The 26,329-nt window shown below is 70.5% G+C and carries 26 protein-coding genes; 12 read left to right on the plus strand and 14 right to left on the minus strand.

The window, feature by feature from the left end; translation table 11 throughout:
• Nucleotides 1-7 precede the first annotated feature (7 nt).
• On the minus strand, nucleotides 8-850 hold the full coding sequence (gene proC, locus AC25Y0_RS01555; protein WP_488122598.1) for a pyrroline-5-carboxylate reductase: 843 nt from the start codon (nucleotides 848-850) through the stop codon (nucleotides 8-10).
• A 129-nt stretch (nucleotides 851-979) separates the two neighbouring features.
• Between proC and AC25Y0_RS01560 the strand changes: the two genes are divergently transcribed.
• Genes AC25Y0_RS01560 through AC25Y0_RS01570 form a run of 3 tightly spaced genes read left to right on the plus strand, consistent with a single transcriptional unit; the run spans nucleotide 980 to nucleotide 4,042 of the window.
• Nucleotides 980-2,092 carry an alpha/beta fold hydrolase gene (locus AC25Y0_RS01560; protein WP_488122599.1) on the plus strand — a complete coding sequence of 371 codons (1,113 nt, stop codon included), beginning with the start codon at nucleotides 980-982 and terminating at the stop codon, nucleotides 2,090-2,092.
• Nucleotides 2,093-2,125: 33 nt separating this feature from the next.
• A complete protein-coding gene (locus AC25Y0_RS01565; RefSeq protein ID WP_488122600.1) occupies nucleotides 2,126-3,091 on the plus strand; it encodes a cation diffusion facilitator family transporter in 966 nt (321 codons plus the stop codon).
• A 21-nt stretch (nucleotides 3,092-3,112) separates the two neighbouring features.
• On the plus strand, nucleotides 3,113-4,042 hold the full coding sequence (locus tag AC25Y0_RS01570) for an LLM class F420-dependent oxidoreductase (RefSeq protein WP_488122601.1): 930 nt from the start codon (nucleotides 3,113-3,115) through the stop codon (nucleotides 4,040-4,042).
• An 18-nt stretch (nucleotides 4,043-4,060) separates the two neighbouring features.
• Here AC25Y0_RS01570 and AC25Y0_RS01575 read toward each other — a convergent pair whose 3' ends face one another.
• Nucleotides 4,061-4,492 carry a nucleoside deaminase gene (locus AC25Y0_RS01575; protein ID WP_488122869.1) on the minus strand — a complete coding sequence of 144 codons (432 nt, stop codon included), beginning with the start codon at nucleotides 4,490-4,492 and terminating at the stop codon, nucleotides 4,061-4,063.
• 77 nt (nucleotides 4,493-4,569) lie between these two features.
• Between AC25Y0_RS01575 and upp the strand changes: the two genes are divergently transcribed.
• On the plus strand, nucleotides 4,570-5,202 hold the full coding sequence (gene upp / locus AC25Y0_RS01580) for a uracil phosphoribosyltransferase (RefSeq protein ID WP_488122602.1): 633 nt from the start codon (nucleotides 4,570-4,572) through the stop codon (nucleotides 5,200-5,202).
• A gap of 1 nt (nucleotide 5,203) precedes the next feature.
• On the opposite strand, the gene AC25Y0_RS01585 is transcribed toward upp, so the two are convergent.
• Together AC25Y0_RS01585 and AC25Y0_RS01590 are read right to left on the minus strand one after the other, a co-directional pair.
• Nucleotides 5,204-5,518, minus strand: a complete 315-nt coding sequence (locus AC25Y0_RS01585) for a DUF3467 domain-containing protein (protein ID WP_488122603.1) — start codon at nucleotides 5,516-5,518, stop codon at nucleotides 5,204-5,206.
• Between the two features lie 35 nt (nucleotides 5,519-5,553).
• A complete protein-coding gene (locus AC25Y0_RS01590) occupies nucleotides 5,554-9,099 on the minus strand; it encodes a TM0106 family RecB-like putative nuclease (RefSeq protein ID WP_488134075.1) in 3,546 nt (1,181 codons plus the stop codon).
• A 176-nt stretch (nucleotides 9,100-9,275) separates the two neighbouring features.
• Between AC25Y0_RS01590 and AC25Y0_RS01595 the strand changes: the two genes are divergently transcribed.
• Nucleotides 9,276-11,333 (plus strand): NAD(+) synthase, encoded by a 2,058-nt coding sequence (locus AC25Y0_RS01595; RefSeq protein WP_488134076.1) that lies wholly within the window; start codon nucleotides 9,276-9,278, stop codon nucleotides 11,331-11,333.
• Nucleotides 11,334-11,374: 41 nt separating this feature from the next.
• Here AC25Y0_RS01595 and AC25Y0_RS01600 read toward each other — a convergent pair whose 3' ends face one another.
• Together AC25Y0_RS01600 and AC25Y0_RS01605 are read right to left on the minus strand one after the other, a co-directional pair.
• Complete coding sequence (locus AC25Y0_RS01600) at nucleotides 11,375-11,884, minus strand: hypothetical protein (RefSeq protein WP_488122606.1); 510 nt, start codon at nucleotides 11,882-11,884, stop codon at nucleotides 11,375-11,377.
• Nucleotides 11,885-12,097: 213 nt separating this feature from the next.
• On the minus strand, nucleotides 12,098-13,591 hold the full coding sequence (locus AC25Y0_RS01605; RefSeq protein WP_488122607.1) for an MFS transporter: 1,494 nt from the start codon (nucleotides 13,589-13,591) through the stop codon (nucleotides 12,098-12,100).
• Nucleotides 13,592-13,630: 39 nt separating this feature from the next.
• Here AC25Y0_RS01605 and AC25Y0_RS01610 point away from each other — a divergent pair, with 39 nt between their 5' ends.
• The gene (locus tag AC25Y0_RS01610; RefSeq protein ID WP_488122608.1) at nucleotides 13,631-14,188 is read left to right on the plus strand and encodes a phosphorylase family protein; all 558 of its coding nucleotides are present in this window, start codon (nucleotides 13,631-13,633) and stop codon (nucleotides 14,186-14,188) included.
• Nucleotides 14,189-14,215: 27 nt separating this feature from the next.
• Here the strand turns inward: AC25Y0_RS01610 and AC25Y0_RS01615 are convergent, their stop codons facing one another.
• The gene (locus AC25Y0_RS01615) at nucleotides 14,216-14,392 is read right to left on the minus strand and encodes a hypothetical protein (protein WP_488122609.1); all 177 of its coding nucleotides are present in this window, start codon (nucleotides 14,390-14,392) and stop codon (nucleotides 14,216-14,218) included.
• 92 nt (nucleotides 14,393-14,484) lie between these two features.
• Between AC25Y0_RS01615 and AC25Y0_RS01620 the strand changes: the two genes are divergently transcribed.
• On the plus strand, nucleotides 14,485-15,465 hold the full coding sequence (locus AC25Y0_RS01620) for a hypothetical protein (protein ID WP_488122610.1): 981 nt from the start codon (nucleotides 14,485-14,487) through the stop codon (nucleotides 15,463-15,465).
• 51 nt (nucleotides 15,466-15,516) lie between these two features.
• On the opposite strand, the gene AC25Y0_RS01625 is transcribed toward AC25Y0_RS01620, so the two are convergent.
• Nucleotides 15,517-18,531, minus strand: a complete 3,015-nt coding sequence (locus AC25Y0_RS01625) for an AAA family ATPase (protein ID WP_488134077.1) — start codon at nucleotides 18,529-18,531, stop codon at nucleotides 15,517-15,519.
• Nucleotides 18,528-19,703 (minus strand): exonuclease SbcCD subunit D, encoded by a 1,176-nt coding sequence (locus AC25Y0_RS01630; RefSeq protein ID WP_488134078.1) that lies wholly within the window; start codon nucleotides 19,701-19,703, stop codon nucleotides 18,528-18,530. Before AC25Y0_RS01630 ends, AC25Y0_RS01625 begins: the two co-directional genes overlap by 4 nt.
• 91 nt (nucleotides 19,704-19,794) lie before the next feature.
• Between AC25Y0_RS01630 and AC25Y0_RS01635 the strand changes: the two genes are divergently transcribed.
• Nucleotides 19,795-20,535, plus strand: coding sequence for an alpha/beta fold hydrolase (locus AC25Y0_RS01635; protein ID WP_488122613.1), 741 nt, complete (start codon nucleotides 19,795-19,797; stop codon nucleotides 20,533-20,535).
• Here AC25Y0_RS01635 and AC25Y0_RS01640 read toward each other — a convergent pair.
• The 4 genes from AC25Y0_RS01640 to AC25Y0_RS01655 form a co-directional block, all read right to left on the minus strand.
• Nucleotides 20,500-21,027, minus strand: a complete 528-nt coding sequence (locus AC25Y0_RS01640) for a hypothetical protein (protein WP_488122614.1) — start codon at nucleotides 21,025-21,027, stop codon at nucleotides 20,500-20,502. The genes AC25Y0_RS01635 and AC25Y0_RS01640 overlap by 36 nt on opposite strands.
• A complete protein-coding gene (locus tag AC25Y0_RS01645) occupies nucleotides 21,027-21,278 on the minus strand; it encodes a hypothetical protein (protein WP_488122615.1) in 252 nt (83 codons plus the stop codon). The genes AC25Y0_RS01640 and AC25Y0_RS01645 overlap by 1 nt, the downstream gene beginning before the upstream one ends.
• An 80-nt stretch (nucleotides 21,279-21,358) precedes the next feature.
• The gene (locus AC25Y0_RS01650; protein ID WP_488122616.1) at nucleotides 21,359-21,799 is read right to left on the minus strand and encodes a DUF1622 domain-containing protein; all 441 of its coding nucleotides are present in this window, start codon (nucleotides 21,797-21,799) and stop codon (nucleotides 21,359-21,361) included.
• Nucleotides 21,800-21,807: 8 nt separating this feature from the next.
• Entirely contained in the window at nucleotides 21,808-22,107 is a 300-nt protein-coding gene (locus AC25Y0_RS01655) for a GNAT family N-acetyltransferase (RefSeq protein ID WP_488122617.1), read from the minus strand.
• A gap of 396 nt (nucleotides 22,108-22,503) precedes the next feature.
• Between AC25Y0_RS01655 and AC25Y0_RS01660 the strand changes: the two genes are divergently transcribed.
• The 4 genes from AC25Y0_RS01660 (at nucleotide 22,504) to AC25Y0_RS01675 (ending at nucleotide 25,458) form a co-directional block, all read left to right on the plus strand.
• Entirely contained in the window at nucleotides 22,504-23,244 is a 741-nt protein-coding gene (locus AC25Y0_RS01660; RefSeq protein ID WP_488122618.1) for a winged helix-turn-helix domain-containing protein, read from the plus strand.
• Between the two features lie 115 nt (nucleotides 23,245-23,359).
• Nucleotides 23,360-24,343: a DNA-3-methyladenine glycosylase family protein gene (locus tag AC25Y0_RS01665; protein WP_488122870.1), complete on the plus strand. Its 984-nt coding sequence runs from the start codon at nucleotides 23,360-23,362 to the stop codon at nucleotides 24,341-24,343.
• A gap of 38 nt (nucleotides 24,344-24,381) precedes the next feature.
• Nucleotides 24,382-24,606: a hypothetical protein gene (locus AC25Y0_RS01670; protein ID WP_488122619.1), complete on the plus strand. Its 225-nt coding sequence runs from the start codon at nucleotides 24,382-24,384 to the stop codon at nucleotides 24,604-24,606.
• 102 nt (nucleotides 24,607-24,708) lie between these two features.
• A complete protein-coding gene (locus AC25Y0_RS01675; protein WP_488134079.1) occupies nucleotides 24,709-25,458 on the plus strand; it encodes an SDR family oxidoreductase in 750 nt (249 codons plus the stop codon).
• Between the two features lies 1 nt (nucleotide 25,459).
• On the opposite strand, the gene AC25Y0_RS01680 is transcribed toward AC25Y0_RS01675, so the two are convergent.
• The gene (locus AC25Y0_RS01680; protein ID WP_488134080.1) at nucleotides 25,460-26,293 is read right to left on the minus strand and encodes an aldo/keto reductase; all 834 of its coding nucleotides are present in this window, start codon (nucleotides 26,291-26,293) and stop codon (nucleotides 25,460-25,462) included.
• Nucleotides 26,294-26,329: the final 36 nt, after the last annotated feature.

The following is a 26,329-nucleotide window of genomic DNA, read 5'->3' on the forward strand; positions in this document are numbered from 1 at the left end:
GCCTCCGCTACGCTCCAGCGGCGAGTTCGCGGGCGCGGGCGAGGGCGGCATCGGTCGCCGTCTCGAAGATGACGTCCAGACGCGCGGCCTGCAGGACGCCGATGGCTCGCTCGGTCGTGCCGTTGGGGCTCGTGACCCGACGACGCAGCTCGGCGGGATCTTCACCGGATGCCGCCAGCAGTGCGGCTGCCCCGATGAAGGTCTGCTCGGCCATCAGGCGCGCCTGGCCCTCGTCGAACCCCTTGCCACGCGCGGCCTTGGTCAGCTCCTCGATGAGCAGGAACACATAGGCCGGGCCCGACCCCGAAATGGTCGAGAGCGCATCGATCTGCGATTCGGCGACCTCGATCACCGCGCCGCACGTCTCGAACAGGCGGCGCACGATCGCGACGTCGGCGGGCGAGGCTGTCCTGCCCGCGGCGAGCCCCGTCACGGCCTGTCCGACGACGGCGGGCGTGTTCGGCATCGATCGCAGCACGGGGATCGACGGGCCGAGGATCGCCTCGAACGTCGCGATCGTGACGCCCGCCGCAAGACTCACCACGATCGTGCCGGGGCGCAGAGACGGAGCGATCTCGCGCAGCAGATCGGGGACCATGACGGGCTTGACGCCCACCAAGACGATGTCGGCTGCTGCCGCGGCATCCGTGTTCCCCGTCGGCTGCTCGGCGAGCGCGATGCTCGTCACCCCGTCGAGACCGGCGAGGTCAGCGGCCTTCTCGGCGGTGCGGTTGGTCGCGACGACCTCCGCAGCGAGCCCCGAGCGCGCGACACCCTGCAGGATCGCACCGCCCATCGAGCCGGCGCCGAGGATCGCGATGGGCGGGAGGACGGTCGTATCGGAAGCCATTCCGCCATCCTATGAACCTCATCCGGATGCCGCCTCTCGAGCCCCGGATGGCACCCCGCCGCCGGATATAGTCGAAGCACGACGGGGGCCGCGACGCCTCCGCGCGGTCAGTACTCCGGAGGCACGCTCATGACCCTCTTCGACGGCATCACCTCACGCGTCATCGAAACGCCGAGACTCGACGTGCAGATTCTCGAACGCGCGGGAGACAGCGCGAGCACTCCCCCCGATCAGACCGTGGTCTTCGTGCATGGCAACGTCTCGTCGAGCCTGTTCTGGCAGGAGATCATGCAGGACCTGCCGAGCGACCTGCGCGTCATCGCGATCGATCTACGCGGCTTCGGCGGCACGGAGCACGCCCCCGTCGACGCGACGCGCGGCGTGCGCGACTTCAGCGACGACCTTCGCGCGACCCTCGAGGTGCTCGGAATCCCCACGGCCCACTTCGTCGGCTGGGGCATGGGAGGCGGCGTCGTGATGCAGTACGCACTCGACCACCCCGCGCTGAGCCTCACGCTGCAGTCGCCCGTCTCGCCCTACGGGTTCGGAGGCACGCGCCGCGACGGGTCGCACCTCACCGCCGACGACGCGGGCACCGGTGCCGGCGTCGCCAGCGCCGACTTCATCCGACGGCTCGCCGAGGGCGACCGCAGCGACGAGGCTCAGACCTCGCCGCGCACCGTGTTCCGCTCGAGCTATGTCTCTGCTGACTACCGCAGCGAGCACGAGGACGTCTGGGTCGAATCGATGCTGACGACGTCGACGGCCGAGGGCAACTACCCGGGCGACAGCGTGCCGAGTGAGAATTGGCCCGGGTTCGCGGCGGGTCCGCTGGGCGTCCTCAACGCGATGGCGCCGAAGCACTTCAATGTGTCGGGGATCGTCGATCTCGCGAAGAAGCCGCCCATCCTGTGGATCCACGGTACGGCGGATGCGATCATCTCGGACGCCTCGTTCTCGGACATCAATTACCTCGGCCAGCTCGGCATCGTCGCGGACTGGCCCGGAGAAGACGTCGCCCCGGCCCAGGAGATGGTGGCACAGACGCGCGACGTGCTGGGCGCATACGCCCAGGCCGGCGGAGATGTCACCGAGATCGGTCTCGAGGGAATCGGGCACGCGCTGCATCTCGAGCGCCCGGCGGAGTTCCGCCACGCGCTGCTGCGACGCATCGGCTACGTCGGGGCCCCCGCCAATCCCGCACCGCCCACCGAGGCGATCATCCTGCGCTCGGCAGACTGACACCGCCGGGCATCCGGGCATAGGCTTCAGGCCATGAGCGCGTCCGGAGGCGGGAAGGCGATCATCGCGGCGTTCCTGGCCAACCTCGGCATCGCCGTGGCCAAGTTCGTCGCGTGGTTCATCTCGGGCTCGGCGTCGATGCTCGCTGAGGCGATCCACTCCGTCGCCGACTCGGGCAATCAGCTGCTGCTCCTGCTCGGCGGCCGTCGCGCACGACGCGCCGCTGACCGCGATCACCCGTTCGGGCACGGGCGCGAGCGGTACGTGTACGCCTTCGTCGTCGCCATCATCCTGTTCTCGGTCGGCGGACTGTTCTCGATCTACGAGGGCGTCGACAAACTCACCCACCCGCACGAACTCGACCACGTCTGGGTGCCGCTTGTCGTGCTCGTCATCGCGATCGGGCTCGAGTCGTTCTCGCTGCGCACCGCCGTGCGCGAGAGCAACCTGGTGCGCCCGAAAGGGCAGTCCTGGGTGGCGTTCGTGCGTCACGCCAAAGCACCGGAGTTGCCGGTCGTCCTGCTCGAAGACATCGCCGCGCTCACGGGACTCGTCTTCGCGCTGATCGGCGTGGGACTGTCCGCCATTACCCACAACCCGGTCTTCGATGCGATCGGCACGCTCATGATCGGCGCGCTCCTGCTCGTCGTGGCCATCACCCTCGGCATCGAGACGAAGAGTCTGCTCGTGGGCGAAGGGGCGACGCAGACCGACCATGACCTCATCGTGGCCGCGATCGAGTCGGGGCCCGAAGTGCAGCGGCTCATCCACATCAAGACGCTCTACCTCGGCCCCGACGAACTGCTCGTGGCGGCCAAGATCGCACTGCCGTCGGACAAGCCGCTCGCCGACGCCGCGCACGACATCGACATCGTCGAGGAACGAATCCGGGCGGCGGTCCCGGCAGCACGGGTCATCTACCTCGAGCCCGATGTCTACCGCCCGAGCGCCGACCCGCATCCCCCGACCGAGGATTTCGTCATCCGCTCGGTCGATTGAGCCGCCTGCCAGACTGGCGGCATGGAGTACACGATCTTCACCGAACCGCAGCAGGGGTTCTCGTACGACGACCAGCTGGCCTTCGCACTGGCGGCGGAGCGCCTCGGATTCGACGCCTTCTTCCGCTCCGACCACTACATGCGGATGGGCGCGGGCGACCCGCTGCCCGGACCCACCGACGCATGGACGACCCTCGCCGGCCTCGCCCGTGAGACGAGCACGATCCGTCTGGGAACGCTCGTCTCCTCGGCGACGCATCGGGTGCCCGCGATTCTCGCGATCCAGGTCGCACAGGTCGACGCCATGTCGGGCGGACGCGTCGAGTTCGGCCTCGGTACGGGCTGGTTCGAAGAGGAGCATCGGGCTTACGGCATCCCGTTCCCGGCGAAGCGGTTCGGTCCGTTCGAGGAGCAACTCGCCGTCATCACGGGGCTCTGGCAGACCCCGGTCGGCGAGACCTTCTCGTTCGACGGCGAGCACTACACCCTCCTCGACGCACCTGCGCTGCCCAAGCCGGTGCAGGAGCGCATGCCGGTCATCGTCGGCGGAGGAGGACCGCGCCGTACACCCGCGATCGCTGCGCGTTACGCGACCGAGTTCAACATCGGGTTCCAGCACGACGACGTCGTCGCCGAGAAGTTCGCCGGAGTCCGCGCGGCGTGCGAGCGCATCGGGCGTGATCCCGCGACCCTCAAGCTCTCGGTCGCGCTGCCGACTCTCGCCGGCGCGACGCCCGCCGATCTCGAACGGCGTGCCGCCAACGTGGGCACCACCGTGCAGGCCGCGCGCGAGCGCGCGGGCTTCGTCGGCGGACCCGACGAGATCGCCGCCTCCGTCGCTCGACTGCGCGACCTCGGAGCCGACCGCGTGCACTTTCAGCTCATGGACCTGCGCGACCTCGACCACGTCGCGTTCCTCGGCGAAGAGGTGCTCCCTCTCCTCCCCCGCTGATACCGGGAGCGGCAGACGTCAACGACGGGCGTCGAAGAAGGAGCGCAGCAGAGCAGATGCCGCCTCTTCGGCGACGCCCCCGACCACTTCGGCGCGATACGGCAGCCTCCGGTCGCGCACGACGTCGTACATCGAGCCGGCCGCGCCGGCCTTGTCGTCCCACGCGCCGAAGACGAGGCGCGAGATGCGGGACTGCAGCACGGCGCCCGCGCACATGAGACACGGCTCGAGGGTCACGACGAGCGTGCAGCCCTCGAGGTTCCAGGTGCCGACGGATGCCGCAGCCTCGCGCAGCGCAACGATCTCGGCGTGCGCCGTGGGGTCGCCCGTCGCCTCGCGAAGGTTGCGGCCTTCGCCGATGATCGTGCCCGTGCCATCGGTCACGACGGCCCCGACGGGCACGTCGCCCGCCGCGGCGGCCTCGGCCGCACGCGCGAGGGCGCGCTGCATCGCGGCGGTGTCTCGCGGGTCGAAGGTCACGACACGAGCGTACGGTGCGGGCCCACCCCAGCGACTACCCTTGCCCTATGCGCTTGCACGTCGCCGACCACCCGCTCATCACGCACAAGCTCACGGTCCTGCGCGACGAGCGCACGCCGTCGCCGGTGTTCCGCCAGCTGACCGAAGAACTCGTGACGCTGCTCGCCTATGAGGCGACGCGGAACGTACAGGTCGAGCCGGTCGAGATCCGGACCCCCGTGACCACGACGACGGGCGTCAAGATCGGCGAGCCGCGCCCGCTCGTCGTGCCGATCCTGCGCGCGGGTCTGGGCATGCTCGAGGGCATGGTCAAGCTGCTGCCGACCGCCGAGGTGGGCTTCCTCGGGATGGCCCGCAACGAAGAGACGCTCGAGCCGGCGACGTACGCCGAACGGCTGCCCGACGATCTCAGCGACCGCCAGTGCTTCGTGCTGGACCCCATGCTCGCGACGGGCGGGTCGCTCGGCGCCGCGATCGAGTTCCTCTTCGACCGCGGCGCGCAGGACGTCACCGCGATCTGCATCCTCGCCGCGCCCGAAGGGCTCGCAGCGATCGAGAAGCAGGTCCGGGGCCGCGACGTCACGCTCGTCCTCGGCGCCGTCGATGAGCGACTCGATGAGCACGCGTACATCGTGCCGGGGCTCGGCGACGCCGGCGACCGTCTCTACGGCACCGTCTGACTCAGCGCGCCGGTTCGGTCGGCGGGCTCTTGCCCGTCTCCTGCTCCCAGAACTCGAGCTGCTGCGTGAGGGCCTTCGCGAGCTCGAACACCTGCTCCGGAGGAATCCGGATGCGGCCCACGACGCGCGCCGGCACCACGGTGCGGCGCTCGCCCGTCGCCTGATCGACCTCTTCGTGCGGCGGCTGGGCGAGGGTCAGGAAGTCCATCACGAACACGGTCTGCGTGTGCCAGACGTTCGCGAAATCGGCGTACGATCCGGGGATCTGCTCGGGGGGAAGATCGATCTCGAACTGTCGTGGGGCGTCGTCGGCCACGGGTACCTCCGTCGGATTTCGGGTGTCCGGCGAGTCTACGCGTCGCCCCGGCCGACGAGCCGCGCGAAGGCGCTCAGCCGGGCCACGCCCTCGGGTGTGCGCGGCAGATCGTCGAGCAGCTCCGGGGAGTGCACGAGGTAGGCCGTGTGCATGGCGCGTGAGATCGCGACGTTGAGCCGGTTGCGCAGCAACAGGAAGTCGACCCCTCGCGGAGCATCGCGCCCCGACGAGGCGGCGAGCGACACGATGGCCACCGCTGCCTCCTGACCCTGGAAGCGGTCGACCGTGCCTACGGGCACCTCGGCGAAGCCCGCCGCGGCGAGCGCTTCTTCGACCATGACCTGCTGCGCGTTGTATGGCGTCACAACGATGATGTCGCGCTGGTCGAGCGGGCGTGGATCGCACGTGCCCGCCCCATCGCCCTCTTCGAACCGGATGTCGTGCCACTGCCCGCCGATGAGACCGCGCACGATCGCGACGACGGCCTCGGCCTCTTCGGGTGACTGCGTCGTATTGCCCCGGTGCCGCACGGGCACGGGGCGCAGGCCCGGCTCGACCCCGTCGAGCACGCGCATGGCCGTTGCAGGGTGTGCCGCCAGCTCGCCGTCATACGACAGCACCGATACGGGCGCGGCGACCTCGGGCCGCATACGGCGCGTGCGCGCGAGGAAGTAGCCGAGCTCGGCCGGGATCACATCGGATCCGTCCATCACCCACCCGAGCGCCGACGTGTCGACGGGCTCGGGGTGCGTGCCCTGGCTCACCTGCGGCAGCTGCTGCGGGTCGCCCAGCAGCAGCAGCCGCGGCGCGGCCAGCGAGACCGCGATCGTCGACGCGAGCGAGAACTGCCCGGCCTCGTCGATCACGAGCAGATCGAGACTCCCCCGCGGGATACGACCCTCGTGCGCGAAGTCCCACGCCGTGCCCCCCACGACGAATCCGGATGCCGCATTCTCGGCGGTGAACGCCGCGACACCGTTCTTCCGGATCGCGGTGAAGACGGTCTCCGCGTCGGCGTTCTTGGGCGCCTTGGCCACCTGCGCGGCGGGGACCCCGGCCGCGATGATCCGCTCGAGCATGTTCTCGACGACGGCGTGAGACTGCGCGACGACGCCGATCTTCCAGCCGCGCTCGCGCACGAGCCGCTCGATGACGTGCGACCCGACGTACGTCTTGCCCGTGCCGGGCGGGCCTTGCACGCACAGGGCGCTGTGATCGAGCGCCTGCAGGGCGTGCACGATCGTTTCGACGTCGTCTCCGTTCGACAGCGGCAGGGCTCCCCCGCTCACGCGGGGCGGCCGTCGCCGAAGGATGTCGGTTGCGGGGCCGTCGGGCAGCGCGGGCGACGCCGCGATGACGGCATCCGCCCACGCGTCGATCGCGGACTGCTGATTGCCTGCGTGCGGCGGTGCCGCCGGAGTCAGGGCGAGCGGCAGCCCGCTCCACGTGACGCCGTCCACGGCGGTCTCTTCGACGACGACCCCGTCATCGAGCACCTCGACGACCCGGACGGGCCGGGCCGAGTGGATCCAGCGGGGCTTCGCCTCGAACGGATAGGGCGCCGGGAGCTCATACAGCGCGAACGGATTCGATCCGACATTGAGCCGCGTACCCGGCGCGACCTCGCCGCGCAGTTCGACGATGCGCCGCTCGGCGCCGCGCCCGCTCTCGGCGACGTGCCAGTCGTCGATGACACGGCACCGGTCGGGGTCGATCACGACGACGTCGCGCGTTTCTTCCCACAGCGACACCGGTTCGCGCAGCCGCAGGAAGTGCGTCGCCCAGAACGACTTCACTTCGCGCGGGTAGTAGTCGATCGCCGCCGCGCCCAGGCGCAGCGCGACGGCTTCGGCTGACTCGTCGGGATGCTCCGCCGCGAGGCGGGTCAGCGCGAGAGCGCGGGGCGACGGCTCGTACACGTACTCGTCGGGCTCGGGGTTGGGGGTCGGCCGCAGGCCCGCCTCGCGGGCGCGGTCGACGAGCCAGTCGCGCAGGCGGCGGGTCGAGACGCAGTCGTAGCGGTTGTAGTCGGCGAGGTCATCGAGGATCTGCGCGGCCGCGGCGGGATCATCGGCGGCCAGATCCCGCGCCTCGACGTATTTGACGATCGAATCGTCGCCCTTCTGCACGTCACTCGTGCGCACCTCGTCGCCCATGTAGAGCGGCTCGAGCTTCTTGATCGAATACGAGCGCGACCCCACCCGCAGCGCGCGTCGGACGATCGGATAGAGGTCGACGAACACCGCGTCTCGCAGCAGGCGGTCGACGTCGGCCTCTCGCACGCCATACCGCGCAGCCATCGCGAGCAGGTGCGTCGGCTCGTAGGGCGCGTAGTGGTAGATGTGCATGTCGGGGTACTGCGCGCGGCGCAGTGCGATGATGTCGAGGAACGTCTCGAGCGCGCGCTTCTCTTCGTCGAACGAGTGCGCCCACAGTGCGGTGTAGCGCTCCTGGTCATCGACCCAGCCGAAGAGGTAGTCCAGGCCCCACCGCCGGGCGGCGCCGTCGGCTTCTTCGCTGTACAGCGGGTCGCCCTCGAAATCGAAGAACAGGTCGCCGTCGTCGGGGCGCGGCAGTGCCGCGATCGCCTTCGGCTGGACGACCTCGAACGTCGGCACGAGCGGTGCGTCGCCGCTCGGAGCCTCGCCGACCCCACCCGCGGGACTCGTGAGCTGCAGACGGGCCTGGGTCTGCAGCATCCGGAACGTGTCGGCGTTCATGCGCGGTGGAACCTCGCCCGCCGACGCCAGGTCGTCGATCGTCAGGATGCCGGTAGTGCGCAGCCGTTCGCGCTGGGTCGGTCGCATACCCGCGACGAGCAGCAGGTCGCGCGCCGCTGTCGTCTCGGCGTCGCACGTCGCGCACCGCCCGCACGCCACGACGCGCAGGTCACCGCGGTCATCGCCCCACCGGATCGGGTCGCCGGCGGCACCGAGCTCGATGCGGCGGTCGGCGATGAGGGCCGCGAGTCGCGCGCGGCGCAGGCGGAAGACGGGCAGCAGGTCGTCGATGTCGTGCGTGCTCGTCGTGCCGTCGCCCAGCAGCAGCTCGACGCGGTCGCCGCGCGGCACACCGAGGCGATCGAGCTGATCGACGTAGGCGGCGAGCTGCATGAGGGCCGTGACGCGCGCGCGCCGGGCCAGCTTGGTGTCCTGCACGATCCAGGCCCCGCCCCCCGACTCCGAGCCTGCCGACGGGTCGCGCACGAGAAAGTCGGCGAACCCGACGAACTCGTCGGTCGCGAAGGCGGCCTGGTACACGACGGCGGCGTCAGAGGCCAGCGCCGCGTCGGTCAGTGCGACCGCGTGCGCAAGAGCCGCGGCATCGGTCGACCGGGTCTCGGGGATCTCGATGACCCGATCACGGCCGAACCGCTCGATGTACTCGTCGAGCACGCGCCGCTCGTGCGCCGTGCCGAGGCGGCCGGCGCGCTTGAGGGTCTCATCTTCGGGTTCGACGACCGCGGCGATCCGCCCGAGCTTCGCGTCGATCGCACGCACCCAGGCGAACTCGCATTCGGCCGCCGCCTTCAGATCGCTCGCGCTCCAGACGATCCGATTCTCACCCTCGATGTACCGCATGCCTCCCTTTCCTCCACGACCCTAACCGCGCCCTCCGACACCGGCCGTCGCGCACGGTCTGCGGCGCCCCCACGCCGTGGTCGCCGCGCGTTGCGTCCGCGGCGATCCCCGACCCCATCGCGCAAACCGCCCCGCGCACCTTCGCCACACCACCCGCCCGGTGCCACACTGGAGCGATGAGCCTGCCGTTCGAAAGCGCCTACCGCCACGGCTTCGCCCGCGTCGCCGCCTGCACGATCCCCGTCGCGATCGCCGACCCCGACACGAACGCCGACGCCGTGCTGGCCGAAGCCCGCGCGTGCCACGACGAGTCCGTCGCCGTCGCGGTCTTCCCCGAGCTGTGTCTCACGGGCTACGCGATCGAAGACCTCGTGATGCAGGATGCCGTGCTCGACGCCGTCGAAGCGGCGATCGAGCGGATCACCGTGGCATCCGAGGATCTTCTGCCCGTGATCATCGTGGGGGCGCCGCTGCGCCACCGCAACCGCCTCTACAACTGCGCCGTCGTCATCCACCGCGGGGCGGTGCTCGGCGTCGCACCGAAGTCGTACCTGCCCACCTACCGCGAGTTCTACGAGCGCCGCTGGTATGCGCCGGGCGAGCCGTGGTCCGGCGAGGGCATCCGCATCGGTGGAATCGAGACCGTGATCGGGACGAACCTGCTGTTCGACGTGCAGGATGTGCCGGGCCTCGTGCTGCACGCCGAAGTGTGCGAAGACGTGTGGGTGCCGATTCCGCCGTCGTCCAAGGCCGCGCTGGCCGGGGCGACGGTGCTCGTGAACCTCAGCGGCAGCCCCATCACGATCGCGCGCGCCGATGAGCGACGGGCCCTGTGCCTCTCGCAGTCGCTGCGCTGTCTCGCCGCGTACGTGTATGCGGCGGCAGGAACGGGCGAATCCACGAACGACGTCTCGTGGGACGGCCAGACCATGATCTACGAGAGCGGGATGCTGCTGGCCGAGACCGAGCGCTTCCCCGACGGGCCCCGGCGCAGTGTCGCCGATGTCGACCTCGACCGGCTGCGGCAGGATCGGCTGCGCCAGGGCACATTCGACGACAACCGCGCAGCGATCGAGCCGGAGTTCCTGCGCATCGAGACGCTCCTGGAGCCGCCGCACGAGGACATCGGGCTGCGGCGGCCGCTCGACCGGTTCCCGTTCGTGCCGGATGACCCGGCACGGCTCGCGCAGGACTGCTACGAAGCGTTCAACATCCAGGTCTCCGGTCTCATCCAGCGGCTGAGCGCGATCGGCGACCCCAAGCCCGTCATCGGGGTATCAGGCGGCCTGGACTCGACGCATGCTCTCCTCGTCGTGGCGCGCGCGATGGATCGGATGGGGCGCCCGCGCAGCGACATCCTCGCCTACACGATGCCGGGGTTCGCAACGAGCGACCACACGAAATCCAACGCCATCGCGCTCGCCGAAGCGATCGGCGCGTCCATCGAGACGATCGACATCCGCCCCGCCGCCACCGAGATCCTGCAGGGCATCGGGCATCCGTTCGCCGGCGGCGAGCCCCTGTACGACGTGACCTTCGAGAACGTGCAGGCGGGGGTGCGCACCGATTTCCTCTTTCGCCTCGCGAACCAGAACGGCGGCTTGGTGATCGGCACATCCGATCTGTCCGAGCTCGCCCTCGGATGGGCGACGTATGGCGTCGGCGACCAGATGAGCCACTACGCCGTCAACGCGGGGGTGCCGAAGACCCTCATCCAGCACGTCATCCGCTGGGTCATCGCACACCGCGAGGGCGTCGACGATGCCGCGGCCGACGTGCTGCAGTCCGTGCTCGACACCGAGATCTCGCCCGAGCTCGTACCGGCGGGTCAGGACGGCAAGCTGCAGTCCACCGAGGACCGCATCGGGCCGTACGCCCTGCACGACTTCGCGCTGTTCCACGTGCTGCGGTTCGGGATGCGCCCGTCGAAGATCGCGTTCCTCGCGACGCACGCGTGGGAGGACCCGGACGCCGGGGAATGGCCCCCCGGTTTCCCCGAGGCCGACCGCTACGCCTACGACCTGTCGACCGTCGCGCGGTGGCTGCGCGTCTTCCTGCAGCGGTACTTCGCGTTCGCCCAGTTCAAGCGCTCCGCGATCCCCAACGGTCCCAAGGTCTCGCCCGCGGGGTCGCTGTCACCACGCGGCGACTGGCGCGCACCGTCGGACGGCAACGCGCGCGCGTGGCTCGCCGAGCTCGACGCTGCGCTTCCCGCCTCGGCTCGCGCCGACTGAGCACGGGGTCTCGGCCGCCCGTGCCGTCCCGCGGGTGATCCTCAGGGGGTGGCGTAGGCGAGGGTGATGATCCACCCGTCGCGCGAGAGGTCGACGAGATCGTACTGGGCCCGACGGTCGGACACCCAGCCCTTCGTGAGTGTCCAGTTCAGCCGCACGTGCTCCGGCGCGACGCGCGTGCCCCGCGCGTCGGCGTCGCGGACAGCCTGCACGCGCGTCCAGTGCGCGAGCAGTGCGTTCAGATCGGACTCGTCGATCAGGTGCGAGTGCCGCTTCATCGTGTGGAGCTCGACCTCATCGGGGTGCGCGTCGCGCAGGTCTATCCCGACGGTGATATCCGGCTCGCAGACGGTGACCAGTGAGGCCGCGCGGACGTTCGCGTTGCGGATGCGCAGCGGCACCTCCTCTCCGTCGACGACGGCGAACAGCTGCGTGTGGACACCGAACGTCGTGGGCGCCTCACGCTCGACGCGGACGTCTTTCTCATCGACGCCGAGGCGCGCGGCGACGAGCTCCCTCGCGAGGGCGCGCTTGCGGTCGTGCTCGCTCATCCGGGGGTCCCATCCCAAGCGAGCCGAGATTCCGGCGGGGGTGTCAAGCAGAACGGATTCCATCGGTGCGCCCTTCGTCGTGCGCGCGCGCGGCGGCGCCGCTCTCTCATCTTGGCCCCGTCGGGCCGCCCTCGGAAGGGACGATGATCATCCGTCCGGGCGGGGCGAAGAGACCGGTGCCGGCGTCGGGCTCGCGCGGTGCTGCGACGGTCCTCAGTGCCGCGCGGGGCCGCGTCCGCCCGCGCGGCGGCGGTCGGTGAGGTCGAGGATCGAGACGAGGAAGGCGAGACCGAGGAACACCGCGATCGAGATCATGGCGTACGCGTAGGCGTCCTGATAGACCACGAGGTCATCGTGGATCCCTGTCTCACGGTAGATCGTCGCGTAGAAGAGCGAAAGGGCGACCGCCATGCCGACCGCCGTGCCGATGCGCTGGCCCAGCTGACCGACCGAGCCCGCCACGCCGCCCTGCGACACGGGGACATCGGCGAGCGTGAGCGTCTGGTTGGGGGCGATCACGAACCCGCCGCCGGCACCGCCGACGATCATGACGGCGGCCATGATGTACGGCGTCAAGAGCGGGTCGGCGAACAGGGCAGTGATCACGAGGCCCCCCGCGCTGAGGAGCATCGCGACGAGCCCCCACAGCACGATGGGGCGACCGAACCTATTGACGAGGTTGCCGCCGATCCACGACGTCACGGCGCTGGCGAGGGCGAAGCCGATGGAGACCATGCCGGCGTAGACCGGCTCGACGCCGAGCCCCAGCTGAAGAAAGAGCGTCGTCGTGAGGAACATCGCCGGCATCGCTGTGAAGTAGGCCGTCTGCAGCAGGGTGCCGTTGCGATAGGAGGAGATGCCGAACAACGGCAGAGGTACGAGCGGCGTGCCACCCTTCGCCGAATAACGGCGCTCCCAGGCGATGAAGGCCGCCGTGAACAGCACGAAGCCGACGAGCAGCCACCAGCGCGCAGGGTTGTCGTCGGGGGCGCCCGTCGTGAAGAGGAAGGGCCACATGAAGCAGATGACGGATGCCGCGAACAGCACGAGCCCGACGGGATCGAGTCGCACGCGCCGCGCCGAACGCGTTCGCGTAGCCGGCAGCAGCCACAGCACGAGGGCGATCGCGATGAGGCAGAGCGGCACATTCATCCAGAACGTGAGCCGCCAGCCGTCCTCAGGGCCGCCGATCGCGATCAGCAAGCCGCCGAGGGTCGGGCCGAAGGCCGTCGCGAGACCGATGGTCGCGCCGAAGAGCCCGAAGGCGCGGCCGCGCTCCTTGCCCTGGAAGAGCTCTTGCGCCATTCCGAGCACCTGCGGCATCTGGATGCCGGCGGCAACTCCCTGGGCGAGCCGTGCGATCAGCAGGATCGTCGCGTTCGGCGCCAGGGCGCACATGATGCTCGTCAACGTGTACAGCGACAGCCCGATGACGAAGAGCATGCGACGAGAGCGCTGGTCGCCGAGCCTGCCGAACGGCACGAGCGCGAGCCCGAACGTGAGCACGAAACCCGAGACGACCAGCTGCAGCTCGGTGGAGTTGGCGTCGAGGACCTCGCCGATCGACGGGAGTGCAACGTTGACCTTCGTCAGGTCGAGGATCGTGATAGCCGCGACAGAGACGCAGATCCAGAACGCGCGCCAGCGGGCAGCGGAGGAGAGCGGGATCGCGGCGGTCGCCGGCTGCGACGGGGAAGAAGTCGACATCGCGTCCAGGCTAGTCGCCCGACGAGGGACAATGGACGGGTGAAACTCCTCGTCGCGGCCCTGGACGCCGAACTCGTCGCTTTTCCCGCTGAGCTTCCGGGCTTCGACCGGCTCGTTACCGGCCCCGGCAAGATGATGGCGACATTCGCCCTGACCCGCGCGCTCGATGCGCACGACTACGACGAGATCGTCGTGGTCGGCACGGCGGGTGCGATCGACCCGCGCCTCGAGTCGACGGTGTACGAGGTGACCTCGGCCGTGCAGCACGATGTCGCGAGCTTCGACGGCATCGTCGGCGAGCACGTCTCTCTGCCCACGCGCGTCGACCTCGAGCGCGAAGGCCTCACGATCGCGACCGGCGACTCGTTCGTCGATGACGCGGTCGCACTCGAGTCGATCCGCCCGCTCGGAGCGAGCCTCGTCGACATGGAGGTGTACGCGTACATCTGGGTCGCGCAGCAGTTCGGCGTGCCGATCCGGGTGCTGAAGTCCGTGTCCGACCGTGCACAGGACGACGCCCGCACCGACTGGCGAGAGACCGTCGCCGCCTGCAGCGTGCAGTTGCGCGACACGATCCGCGCCGATTACGGCGTCTGAAGCCGCCCGCGCGCTGCGGCCTGCGGATCAGTCACGGCGCGAGAATGCGGCGCGCAGCGCGATGAAGACGATGAGCGCGACGACGGCGACGACGACGAGCTTGCCGACGAACCACAGCAGCGAGAAGAGGACGTTCACGATCACCCATGCGATGACCACGGCGACGATGACGCCGAGGATGGTCCAGATTGTGCCCTTGTTCATAACGACTAGCCTAGGTAGGCCAGCGCTGTTGCTCCGCTCGCGATAGCGATCCGGTGGCGATTTCACACGACCACGACTCGGATCGAGGAATCATGTCGAACCCCAACGACCCGTCGCAGCCCACGGGCGACGACGACCGCTCACCCGGCGAGACCCACCCGGCCTCCGACGAATCGCCCACGCAGGCTTACCCGGACTATTCCCCGAGCGACGCGCAGCCGACCGAGGTCTACCCGCCCGCCGGCTACGGGCAGGCTCCCTCCGGCCCGCCCGCCGCGGCATACGGGCAGCCGCCCGCCTACGGACAGCAGCCCGCCTACGGCCAGCCCGCGTATGGCCAGCCCGCCTACGGCCAGCCGCCCGCGTACGGCAACGCCCCCACGACGACCGACACGCGCCCCAGGCGCCTCGCCGGGGCCGCATTGGGCACGGCGATCGGCGGTCTCGTGCTCGTGCTCATCGCGTTCATTCCGCTGCTGTGGGTTTCCCTCGTTCTCACGATCATCGGCGGCATCCTGCTGTTCGTCGGGCTGGTGCTCGGCATCGTCGCCCTGGCCAGCAAGAAGCAGGGCGGCAAGGGCTTGGGAATCGGCGCGATCATCGTGTCGGTCCTCGGTGGCGCCGCCTGGGTCGGAGCGCTCGTCTGGGGACTCGTGCTCGTCGGTCTTTCGACGGCGGATGCCGGAAGCGAATTCGTGCCCTCGCCGCCGGCCGCGGTCGAGACCGAGGCCCCCGCTCCGGGCGATGACACGACCGACACCGACAGCGACACCGATGACGGCGATGTCGTCACGAGCGAGGACGAAGCCGCCTACCTCGCCGAGGTGCGGCCCGTGCTCACCGAGATCATGCAAGAGGCCCAGCCCGGCGTGACCCAGGAGATGATCGACGGCGCCTTCTCGGATGAGATCCTCATCACCCTCGGAGAGACGACCCTCATGGGCGGCGACGTCGCGCGCGACGCGATGATCTCGTCGTTCTCGGCCGCGACGGGCGGACTGTTCACCGAAGAGCAGGCGACGCGCCTGATCGACACCGTGATCACCGCGGCAGAGGCGCACCTCGCCGGCTGATCGGCAGACAGATCGGAGGCGGCACCCGTGTACGGGTGCCGCCTCGGTCGTTCATGCCGCCGGAACCGCGGTCTCTTGCAGGATGACGCTCGGCCCCTGCGGCGTCGCCTCGACCCGCAGCTGTGCGGGCAGCTGCTCTTTCATCGCCGCGACGTGACTGATGAGCCCCACTGTGCGCCCGCCTTGGCGCAGCTCGTCGAGCGTGCGCATGGCGAGATCGAGCGTCTCGTCGTCGAGCGACCCGAATCCTTCGTCGATGAAGAGGGTGTCCAGCCGCACACCCCCGCTGCGCGCCGTCACGACCTCGGCGAGGCCGAGCGCGAGCGCGAGTGACGCGAGGAACGTCTCGCCGCCTGACAGCGACGTCGTCGGCCGCGACTGTCCCGTGTAGGCGTCGAACACCGCGAGCCCGAGTCCGGATGCCGCGCGATGGCGGCCGACCGCGTCGGAGTGCTCGAGACGGTAGCGCCCCGACGACATGACGTCGAGCCTCAGGTTGGCGGCGTCGACGATCTGCTCGAGCTCGGCGGCGAGCACGAACGTCTCGAGGTCCATCCGCGTGTCGGTGCGGCCCGCGAGCGCGTCGGCGAGGCCCGCGATGATCTCGTGCTCGGCATCGCGCTCGGCCGATGCAGCATGCGCGCGGGTCGCCTGCTCAGCAGCCTCGCCGAGCCGTGCGGCGACCTCGGCATCGCGCGCGGCTTCGGTGACGGCGGCGTTCCACGCGTCGCGTGCGACGGATGCCGCCTCAGCGGCGGGGGCGAGATCGACCGGTTCGTCGGGGGCTCCGGCCAGCTCGGTCTCGAGGACGAGCAGCCGTTCGCGCTCGGTGGCGACGTCGACGTCGTAGCGATGCAGCTCGGAGGCGAGCCGTTCCCGTGCCCCGGCGTCGAGGAGCGCCGCATCGACGGATGCCGCGTCGTCGAACGCCGATTCGGCGAGCCGTTCGTCGAGATCGCGCTGCGCGTCGGCGGCCGTCTGCTCGGCGCGCACACGGTCGTCGATCGCTGCGGCGAGGGCGCGGGATGCGTCGCGCACCCGGCTCGCCTCGTCGATGCGTGCCGCGACCGAGGGGTGGTCGCCGCGCGCGGCCGCGACAGCCTGGGTCGCCGCGGCGAGTCGCTCGGACTGCGCGGCGCGGTCTTCTTTTGCGGCCGCGAGTCGGGTCGCCAGCTCGGTGCGCTCGGCGACGGCTGCTGCCTCGGCTGCGCGCAGATCGCGCAGGTCGGACTTCAGCGTCGCGATCGCCGTCACGGCTTCTTCGGCCTCGGTCAGCAGCGCTCGGGCGGCGTCGTGGGCGCTCACGAGCTCATCGAGGGACACTCCGCCCGCACGCGCAACAGCGTCGTGGTGTGCCGTGCGCGCCGCTCGGGAGGCAGCGGAAGCGGTCGCCGCCGCCGCCGTCGCACGTTCGACAGCGGCTTCGGCTTCGGCGATCGCTTCGTCGGTGACGGGCTCACCGTCAGAACGCGCCGGTCGCGGGTGTTCGAGCGAACCGCAGACAGCGCACGGCGCATCGTCGACGAGAGCGGCGGCGAGCTCGCCGGCGTATCCGTCGAGGCGGCGTTGCAGCAGGGCTCGGACGTCGGAGGTGCACTGCTGGAGCGTCTGCATCGCTCCCAGGTGCTCGGCCTCGGCCGTGTGCGCGAGTGGTGCAAGTCGCGCGGCGTCGCGTGCGGCCTCGAGCTGCGCCGCGACCGTCGCGAGGGCGTCGCGCGCCGGATCGACGGCGGGCGCCGCCGCCTCAAGCGCTTCGATCTCGGGCTCGAGCTGCGCGATACGCGCCTGGCGAAGCGTGCCCCGCTCACTCGCGCGGGCCAGGTCGTCGTCGAGCCGCTCGATCTCGGAGTCTGCGCGACGCACGGCGTCGGCGAGCTCAGGCAGGGCGGTCTCGCGCTCGGCGGCCGAGGCCCATACCGCGAGGTCACCGGAGAGCGCGTCGGCGATAGCGGCGAGCGCGGCGGCGTCGTCGGGCACAGCGACCCCGTCTGCATCGGCGTCGACCCACGCCGTCCGCGCCGCTGCTTCGTGCGCGACCGCGCGGTCGACCGCAGCCACCGCCCGTCGTGCTGCGGCGAGGAGTGGACGCAGACCCTCTGCCGCTGCCGCTCGGGCGAGCCGGGCACGGTCGTCGCTCACCTGGGGCGCACGCTCATCGAGCGCGGCGAGGGCACGCCGCGCGGCGAGGCGCTGCTCTTGGCGATCGCGAAGGGCCTTCTGCGCGCTGTATGCGGTGAGAGCGGCGTCGTGCGTCGCCTGCGCGTCGTCGCGGCGCCGGGCTGATTCGTCGGCACGGTAGCGGGCGCGCGGCACGGCGCGGTGCACCGCCTCGATGCGCTCGAGAGTCGGCGGCACGGCAGCGTCATCGGACTCGGATGCCGCTCCCTCGAGCCCGTGGTCGCGTACGAGTGCCTCGGCGTGCGCGAGATGCGCGTCCAGCGTCGCACTGTCGCCCTGAAGCGCGGCGCGCGCGTCGCGACGCAGGCGCTCGACCTCGCGCTGGTACTCCTCGTAGCGCAGTGATCCGAACAGGGTGCGCAACAGCGCCTGTCGTTCGTCGTTCTTGGCGAGGAGGAACTCGGCGAACCGGTTCTGAGCGAGCAGGATGACCTGCTGGAACTGGTCGCGGGTGAGTCCGAGGATCTCGTCGAGGATCTCGGCGGCCTCGCGGTACTTCGTCGCACGCCCGTGCCACTGATCGCCGGCGAGCTCTTCGACCAGGACGGTCGACTTCTGCACCGTCGTGCCTGTGCCGCGCGCCTTGGGTCGCTCGTACTCGGGAGTGCGCGTCACGCGCCAGCGTCGGGCGGCCGCCGTGAACTCCAGCCGCACCGCCGTAACCTCGTCGGGTTCGGCATAGTCGCTGCGCAGCCCCCGGTCGCCGCCGTCGTACCGGGGCGCCGTGCCGTACAGCGCGTAGCAGACACCGTCGAGGATGCTGGACTTGCCCGCACCCGTGCGACCCGTGATGAGGAACAATCCGTCGGTGTCGAACGCGTCGAAATCGACCGTCTGCCGATCGCGGAACGGCCCGAAACCCTCGAGCTCGATGCGGTGCAGCTTCATGTCGTGACCTTCGGCCGCTCGGCCGCGGGGACTGCCGACGCGTGCGCGGCGAGCACGTCTCGCACGATCTCGGCCTCTCGCGGTGTCGCCCCGACGCCGTTGCGCACATGCGCGAGGAACGTGTCGATGAGTTCGTGGTCGCTGTGGGCGGCGCGCACGCGCGCCGCGTACGTGCGCTGCGCGTCGGTGTGCCGCACGGTCGGTGCGTGCGTCACCTTCGCGCAGAACGGAAAGCGCTTCTGCAGGCGCCGCATGACGTCGCGCTGGGGAGCGGTATCGGTGTACTGCGCGTCGACCCACGCATCTTCGTGCTCCGCGAACGCGTCGGAGTTGAGCAGCTCGTCAAGCGACGCTGTGACCCGCACGAGCCGGCGCGGCACGGGCAGCGCGAGCCATTCGGCGCCCGCGAGTCCGTCGGCATCGAGGTCGATGAGCCACGACCCCCGCGGCTTGTCTCGTTCGCCGAAGCTGTAGTGCAGCGGCGCTCCCGCGTAGCGCACGCGCTCGGACAGCTGCTGGCGCCCGTGGATGTGGCCGAGAGCCATGTAGTCCGGGCCGTCGAACGTCGACAGCGGCACGACGTCGAGCCCGCCCTGCTGGATGTCGCGCTCGACGCCGGGGGTCGCCTCGACCCCCGCCGCGAAGCAGTGCGAGATCGCGACGGAGCGACCGCCGCGCTCTGCGAGATCGGCGCGGACGAGCGACATGGCGTGCGCGACGGCCTGGGCCTGCGAGCGGATCTCGACGCCGGGCCACACGGAGCGCACGAGCGCGGGCTCGAGATACGGAATGCCATAGAAGTGCACGGGCCCGTGCGCGTCGTCGATCGTGATCGGCTCGCCCACCGAGAGCGGGTCGGTGACGACGCGGATGTCGTCGCGCAGCAGCGCGGACTGGAAACCGAGGCGTGCGGCCGAGTCATGGTTGCCGCTCGTCACGATGACGCGGGCCCCCGCCTGGGCGAGATCGCGCAGGGTGTCGGAGAGGAGCGAATAGCAGGGCGCGGCCGGCACTGCGGAGTCGAACACGTCGCCCGCGACGATGATGACGTCGACGCCGTGCTCGCGCACCTGGTCGATCAGGGTCGCCAGCACGCCACGCAGCGCCTCGAGTGTCGAGTGCCCGTGGAACGACCGGCCGATGTGCCAGTCCGACGTGTGCAGGATGCGCATGTTTCGACGGTAGGCGACCCCTCCGACATCGCCCGCGAGGCGGATCGGCGCGTTCGGTGAGCGCCCAGCCGGAAGTGGCTACGCTCGACATATGCCGTTCGTGGAATCTTTCACCTCCTCCGGCGCGACGCTCATCGCCGAAACACACGAGGGCACCTCCACCGGGGGGCCCGCCTTCCTGCTCGTGCACGGCATCGGCATGGGCCGCAGCGCGTTCCGCGATCTCGCCGAACTCCTGAGCGCGGCGGGAACCGTCATCTGCGTCGATCTGCCCGGCTACGGCGAAGCCCCCGAACCGCCCCGCGTCCTCACGATGCAGCGCGCTGCCGACCTGCTCGCGGCATTCCTCCGGGCGCGCTCGGCTGGTCCGGTGGTCGTCGCGGGGCATTCCATGGGCGCCCAGATCGCCGTCGAGCTCGCGGCCCGGCATCCGAGCCTCGTAGACCGCGTCGTTCTGCTCGGTCCGGCCTGCGATCCCGACGCCCGGACCCCGCTGCGTCAGCTGTGGCGCCTCGCGCGCGACATCGCCGTGGAGAGCCCGAAGGTCATCGCGGTGGGCGCCCGTGAGTACGTGCGCGCGGGTCCACGGCTGCGTGCCAAATTCCGCGCCATGCTGCGCCACCGACCCGAAGACGTCTTTCCCGACGTCGCTGCGCCGACGCTCGTGATCCGGGGCGCGCTCGACATCGTCGCGCCCGAGTCATGGTGTCACGATGTCGTTCGCACGCTTCCGAACGGCCGGCTCGCCGAGATCGAAGGGCACGGTCACGAGACGATGATCCGGGATGCCGCCCCGTCAGCGCGACTGATCCTCGACTTCGCCGGTCGTTGACCCTGTCGCCGCGCCCGTGCCTGAGCCGGCGTCCCCTGTCGTGATCTGATTCGCGAGTTCGTCGACTTCGTCATCGGGAAGCGGGATGCCGGCCTGCTCGAGCCGCTGGTGCAGCACCTCGACGATGCGCTCGCGCGGCAGGTGCGAGACGTCGGACCGGGTCTGCGCGACGATGCCCGTCACCTTTTCGACGTCGGACGCGTTGTTCTGGTCCATCGCGGGCAGGTTCTGGGTCTGCTCGCTGCCGAGGGCGCCGCTCTCGCGTTGGGCTTCGCCCACCGTGAGGGTGTCGCGCGTGCCGTCCTGACCGTGGTGGTCGGTGCCGTCGGAAACGGCCCCGACGCCGACCGCAGTGTGCGTCGGCTCGTTCTGAGCTGGCACATCCTCACGCGTCGGCTCGCCGTCGGCGGGAGTCGCCTCCGCGCCGTCGGCATCCTTGCGATCGGGGTGGTTGATGCCCGGCTGCTCGAACTCGTTGCCCGTCGTGCTCATCACGGTTCCTCTCCTCGGTCCGCGCTGAGGTCCGGATCGGCGTTGCGGCGCACACGCTCGCCCGCGACAGGGTCGTCGGGCGGAGCGGGGGCGCCGGCGGGCCGACCGGCCCCGGCTGCGGACGTGTCATCCACGAGATCGGGCGATCCCTCGGCGGCGGCGTTCTGCTCGCTCGCTGCTCCGTCGGTTATCGGCGCACGGCCGAGCGACGGATTGGCGTCGTCGACGCCGTCGGGAAGATCGCGGTCCATCGTGGAGTCCTTTCGTCTCCCCCAGCGTCGCGCGCAGCGGGCGCACCGCGCACCCCGTTGACAGCGACGGGCAAGCGTGACTAGGCGCCGGCAGCGCGCGGCGTCTCATCCGTGCGGGAGCTCTGCTGTGCCGCTGCCCGGTCGCGCGCGACGGCTTCGCCGAGCAGTCGCCCCCCGCTCGTGAGCAGGGCGCGCCGCCACGGCAACACACCCTCGATCTCGATCTGGATCGACATCGAGAGCACCGTTCGGATGAGCACGATGAGTCCGAGGATCAGGGCGTCCTCGATCGACGGCTTCGATGTGATCGTGCGGATCAGATCGGCCGCGACGAGCACCTCCAGACCCAGCAGGATGGCCGAGCCGAGTGTCGTGCGGAGCACTTGGAAGGCCGTCCCGCCCCCTTCAGAACGGGCGAGCGAGCGGATGCCGAGCACGACGGCGATGACGAATCCGAGCACCATCGCGAGCGCGCCGATCACCTCGAAGACGACCGCGACGACCGTGAAGAGATGTTCCATGTCCACGGTCATGCCCTGTGGCGGGGCGCGACGATCCCGGCGCGGTCGGGGTTGGCGGCGAACCAGTCAGCGACGTACCAGCACACCGGAATGACGGTGCGATCGGCGCTCTGCTCGAGCAGGGTCACGGCGCGATCGACGATGACCGCCGCGTACCCGTTCCCACGGAACGTCGGCACGGTGTACGCCCGCGTCATCGCGACCGACCGGCCGTCGTCGTTGTAGTCGAGCACACTGACGAGGTCGTCGCCGCGGTGCAGCGTGTACCGCGAAGCATCCGGTTCGTGCGAGAAGCGCAACTCAGTCATGCGGCCAGGCTATCCCCGCGCGGGGGCGACGGCTCGGCACTGCGCACTCTGCGTCATTCGACCACGCCGCGGGGCCGCACGCCGAGCGATTTGACGCATTGCGACACGATCGGTCATAATCGGCGGCATGTCTGACAACGCACGCTCTCTGTCCGCCCTGGAGGCGAACGGAACTGCCGGCATGATGATGCCCGGCCGCGTTGCTCTGTGTTGTCGAATGTGCCGCTGACGCGCTGACCGCCGCAGACCCCCGCCGTTCGCGAAGAAACTCGCCGGCCGCGGGTCGCCCGCCGCTTCGGATCTGATCCGGATGCCGCGCACTCGGCCCTCTCGGGCCGCCTCGCCGCACACGCAGAACCCCGCGTGGGGTTCGCTTCCGCAAGGACACGCATCATCATGTCGAACACTGCTCTTCTCGAACGCCCAACCGTCGCACGCGCCCGTCACCTGCGCGCCGTCACGTCACCCGTCGCGATCGTTCCGCCCACCCCATCCCCCGCGGTTCCCACTCCACAGCGGCACCTGCCTGAGGGCACGGCTCCGCGCGGCTTCGCCCTCTACGTCGGCTTCGACGAGGCGAAGGTGGATGCTTCGGGAGTCTCGCTCGGCGTGCTCGTGGACGCCCTGCGCCGCACGCTCGCCGAACTCGCCCCCACCGCCGAGACGTACGCGACCGTCGCACTCGCCCCCGCCGGGGCCGGCGGGCGCGATGTCGATGTCGTCCGTCGCGCGCTGCATGAGCCGTCGGCCATTGCCCGCACGAAGCAGGAGGAGCCCGACGAGGACACCGCGGCACCCGGTGGCGTCGTCGTCGACATCTCGCGCAAGCGCGTGCTCATCGACGGCGAGTCGACCGCGTTCACGTTCAAGGAGTTCGAGCTGCTGCAATACCTCGTGCTGCGCGAGGGCCGTACGATCGAACGCGCCGAGCTCGTCTCGTCGCTGTGGCAGGCCGCGACCGACGATGAGACACCCGGCGAGCGGACGATCGACGTACACGTGCGCCGTCTGCGCGCGAAGCTCGGACGGCACGAGGACATCGTGCGCACGGTGCGCGGCGTCGGCTACCGCTTCGACCGCCACGCCGACGTCGTCATCCGCTTCGGCCACGGCACCCCGTCGCCCGACCGCTTCTGAGTCCGGTGTCAGACGCCCGACATAGGGTGAACGCGTGACGACTTCCTCGGCGATCCATGCGCGCACGCGCGGGCCGAGAGATGCCGCACAGCGATCCGATCGGCCGCTGCGCGCCCTGAACCCGCCGAAGCCTCGCCCACTCGATCCACGTCCTTCTCTCCCTGCCGCCGCGCACCTGGCGGCCCGGCCGCTCGAGACCCAGTACCGTCCCGGGCATCCGCTCGATCTGCGCCGCACGGTGCTGCACCAGCGCCACGGCGCGAACGACCCGGCCATGACGACCGCGGGGCACGTCGTCTGGCGCGCGACCCGCACTCCCCTCGGGGTCGCGACGCTCGCACTGCGGCAGTCGACCGACGGAGTCGTCCGCGGGGCTGCGTGGGGCCCGGGCGCCGAGTGGGCGCTGGACCAGCTGCCTGCGCTGTGCGGGGCGCGCGATGACTCCCGCGGCTTCGATGCGGCGCGGCATCCGCTCGTCGCCGATGCGCACCGCCGTCACCCCGGCCTGCGCCTCGGCCGCACCGATCTCGTCTTCGACGCCCTCGCGAGCGCGATCTTCGAGCAGAAGGTCACGGGTCTGCAGGCGTTCGGCGCGTGGCGGCGCATCGTCACGTGGCACGGCGAGCGCGCCCCCGGACCGACGCCACGGCCGATGTTCGCGCCGCCCGCGATCGAGCAGTGGAGACGCATCCCCTCGTGGGCGTGGCATCGCGCGGGGCTCGAGCCCCCGCAGTCGCGCACCGTGGTCGAGGCGGCGCGCCGCGGCGACGCTCTCGTCCGGGCCGCAACGGCGGCGGCGACGGGCCAAGAGCGGGACAGCGTCTTCACGGCGGTGCGCGGAGTCGGTCTGTGGACGAGCGCCGAAGCGCGCATCCGTGCCTTCGGCGACCCCGACGCCGTGAGCGTCTTCGACTACCACCTCGCCCACGAGGTCGGCTTCGCACTGACCGGTCGGCGCGTCGACGATGACGGCATGCTTCAGCTGCTCTCGGCGTGGCCGGGGCAGCGGCAGCGGGTCATCCGGCTCATTCGGGTCAGCGGCGCGAACGAGCCCCGACGCGGACCGCGGCTGCACCCCGAAGACCACCGGGCGCGCTGACTCGGTCACGATCGACGTGAGCCCCTAGGCTGGGCATCATGGCTAATCGACGACCAGGGTGGCAGCGCGGCCACACAGGATGGGCTTTCGGAACGGCGCTGGTGTTTGCGCTCGGCATCCTGTTCGGGATGGTGTGGGGCAACGTGTGGCTCGGGCTTCTGCTCGCCTTCGCCGTCTCGATCGGCTGGCTCATCGCATACGAGTCGTGGCGTGGCCGCGGCGTCGGCATCGAGAACCGCGACGACGACGGCGCGCGTATCTGACGCACGCCCACGGGCGCGCATCGACGCACGACGCGTCGTGCTCGGCAAGAGCACCCGACCGTAAGCTGGGGCCGCCAGTGCAGCGAAGAGACGAGGGCTCGCATGCGGATCGCGGTGGCCGGCGGCACGGGGCTCACCGGCGCGCACGTCGTCGACGTCGCCCGCGAGCGCGGGCATGACACCGTTGTGCTGGCGCGCAGCCGCGGCGTGGATCTGCTCTCCGGGGCCGGGCTCGCCCGCGTCCTCGCCGGCGTCCACACGGTCATCGACGTATCGAACGTGACGACCCTCAAGGCCGACGAGTCGATCTCGTTCTTCGCCGGCGCGACGCGGTCGCTGCTCGCCGCCGAGCGCTCCGCGGGCGTCGCCCACCACATCGCGCTGTCCATCGTCGGGGTCGGTGCCGCCCCCGAGGGCTACTACGCGGGCAAGCTCACGCAGGAGCGCCTCGTCGAGGCGGGGCCCGTGCCGTGGACCATCCAGCGCGCGACGCAGTTCCATGAGTTCGCGGCGCAGCTGTACGTGCGCGCCGCCATCGGACCGGTGCGGTTCGCCCTACGGGCGCGCACGCAGCCGATCGCCGCGCGCGAGGTGGCCGAGCATCTCGTCAGCCGCGCCGAAGCAGCGCCGGCAGGCCGAGCGACCGACCTCGGCGGCCCCCGCGAAGAGAGCCTCGCCGACATGATGCGGGCGTACGCGCGAGCGATCGGGCACCGGGGGTGGATGCCGCCCCTCAGCCTTCCCGGAGCGATGGGCCGCGCCCAGCGCAGCGGCGCGCTGCTGGCCGGACCCGACGCCGTGCGCGGCCGTCAGACGTTCCCGGAGTGGCTCGATGCACTCCCGGACGCGTGAGTCACATCTCTTCGTTCGTGTCGGGGTCGCCGCCCCAGAGTCGCCCCCGCTCCAGGGCGGAGATCGCCTCGATCTCGGCGTCGTCTAGTGAGAACCCGAAGACGTCGGCGTTCTCACGCTGACGGTCGGGATCGCTCGATTTCGGGATGGGCGTCGAATCGAGCTCGACGTGCCAGCGCAGCACGACCTGCGTCGGTGAGACACCGCGTGCGGCGGCGATGTCGGTGATGACCGGTTCGTGGAGCAGTTCCGTGCCTCGCGCGAGCGGGCTCCAGCTCTCGGTGCGGATGCCGTTGGCGGCGTGGAACGCGCGCAGAGATGCCTGGGGAAAGTAGGGGTGCAGCTCGATCTGGTTGACCGCCGGCGTCACACCGGTCTCGGCGATGAGCCGCTCGAGCATCGGGATCGTGAAATTCGAGACGCCGATCGACCGCACGAGCCCGCGCTCGCGTGCCGCGATGAGGCCGCGCCACGTATCGAGCCACTTGCCGACACTCGGGTTGGGCCAGTGGATGAGGTGCAGATCGATCCGCTCGAGTCCGAGCGCAGCGAGGGACCCCTCGACGCTCGCGATCGCTTCGTCGAATCCGTGGTGGCGACCGGGCAGCTTCGACTCGATGACGAGATCATCGCGATCCACGCCGCTGCGACGCGCGGCCGCGCCGACGGCCTCTTCGTTGCCGTAGTTGACGGCGGTGTCGAGCAGCCGGTAACCGCTGTCGATCGCGGCCACCATGGCGTCCACACCGGCGTCGCCCTCGAGTGTGTATGTCCCGAGGCCGAGCGCCGGTAAGCGGGTGCCGTCGTTGAGGACCACGTCAGGAATGTGCAGCATCCCCCCATCATCCCCTCGAGGCGGATGCTGCGCGAG

Source organism: Microbacterium sp. Y547 (genome assembly GCF_057669785.1).

Coding starts and splice junctions, on each gene's coding strand:
- proC (WP_488122598.1), bottom strand. CDS start 850: ATGGCTTCCGATACGACCGTCCTCCCGCCCATCGCGATCCTCGGCGCC.
- AC25Y0_RS01560 (WP_488122599.1), top strand. CDS start 980: ATGACCCTCTTCGACGGCATCACCTCACGCGTCATCGAAACGCCGAGA.
- AC25Y0_RS01565 (WP_488122600.1), top strand. CDS start 2,126: ATGAGCGCGTCCGGAGGCGGGAAGGCGATCATCGCGGCGTTCCTGGCC.
- AC25Y0_RS01570 (WP_488122601.1), top strand. CDS start 3,113: ATGGAGTACACGATCTTCACCGAACCGCAGCAGGGGTTCTCGTACGAC.
- AC25Y0_RS01575 (WP_488122869.1), bottom strand. CDS start 4,492: ATGCAGCGCGCCCTCGCGCGTGCGGCCGAGGCCGCCGCGGCGGGCGAC.
- upp (WP_488122602.1), top strand. CDS start 4,570: ATGCGCTTGCACGTCGCCGACCACCCGCTCATCACGCACAAGCTCACG.
- AC25Y0_RS01590 (WP_488134075.1), bottom strand. CDS start 9,099: ATGCGGTACATCGAGGGTGAGAATCGGATCGTCTGGAGCGCGAGCGAT.
- AC25Y0_RS01595 (WP_488134076.1), top strand. CDS start 9,276: ATGAGCCTGCCGTTCGAAAGCGCCTACCGCCACGGCTTCGCCCGCGTC.
- AC25Y0_RS01600 (WP_488122606.1), bottom strand. CDS start 11,884: ATGAGCGAGCACGACCGCAAGCGCGCCCTCGCGAGGGAGCTCGTCGCC.
- AC25Y0_RS01605 (WP_488122607.1), bottom strand. CDS start 13,591: ATGTCGACTTCTTCCCCGTCGCAGCCGGCGACCGCCGCGATCCCGCTC.
- AC25Y0_RS01615 (WP_488122609.1), bottom strand. CDS start 14,392: ATGAACAAGGGCACAATCTGGACCATCCTCGGCGTCATCGTCGCCGTG.
- AC25Y0_RS01620 (WP_488122610.1), top strand. CDS start 14,485: ATGTCGAACCCCAACGACCCGTCGCAGCCCACGGGCGACGACGACCGC.
- AC25Y0_RS01625 (WP_488134077.1), bottom strand. CDS start 18,531: ATGAAGCTGCACCGCATCGAGCTCGAGGGTTTCGGGCCGTTCCGCGAT.
- AC25Y0_RS01630 (WP_488134078.1), bottom strand. CDS start 19,703: ATGCGCATCCTGCACACGTCGGACTGGCACATCGGCCGGTCGTTCCAC.
- AC25Y0_RS01635 (WP_488122613.1), top strand. CDS start 19,795: ATGCCGTTCGTGGAATCTTTCACCTCCTCCGGCGCGACGCTCATCGCC.
- AC25Y0_RS01640 (WP_488122614.1), bottom strand. CDS start 21,027: ATGAGCACGACGGGCAACGAGTTCGAGCAGCCGGGCATCAACCACCCC.
- AC25Y0_RS01645 (WP_488122615.1), bottom strand. CDS start 21,278: ATGGACCGCGATCTTCCCGACGGCGTCGACGACGCCAATCCGTCGCTC.
- AC25Y0_RS01650 (WP_488122616.1), bottom strand. CDS start 21,799: ATGGAACATCTCTTCACGGTCGTCGCGGTCGTCTTCGAGGTGATCGGC.
- AC25Y0_RS01655 (WP_488122617.1), bottom strand. CDS start 22,107: ATGACTGAGTTGCGCTTCTCGCACGAACCGGATGCTTCGCGGTACACG.
- AC25Y0_RS01660 (WP_488122618.1), top strand. CDS start 22,504: ATGTCGAACACTGCTCTTCTCGAACGCCCAACCGTCGCACGCGCCCGT.
- AC25Y0_RS01670 (WP_488122619.1), top strand. CDS start 24,382: ATGGCTAATCGACGACCAGGGTGGCAGCGCGGCCACACAGGATGGGCT.
- AC25Y0_RS01675 (WP_488134079.1), top strand. CDS start 24,709: ATGCGGATCGCGGTGGCCGGCGGCACGGGGCTCACCGGCGCGCACGTC.
- AC25Y0_RS01680 (WP_488134080.1), bottom strand. CDS start 26,293: ATGCTGCACATTCCTGACGTGGTCCTCAACGACGGCACCCGCTTACCG.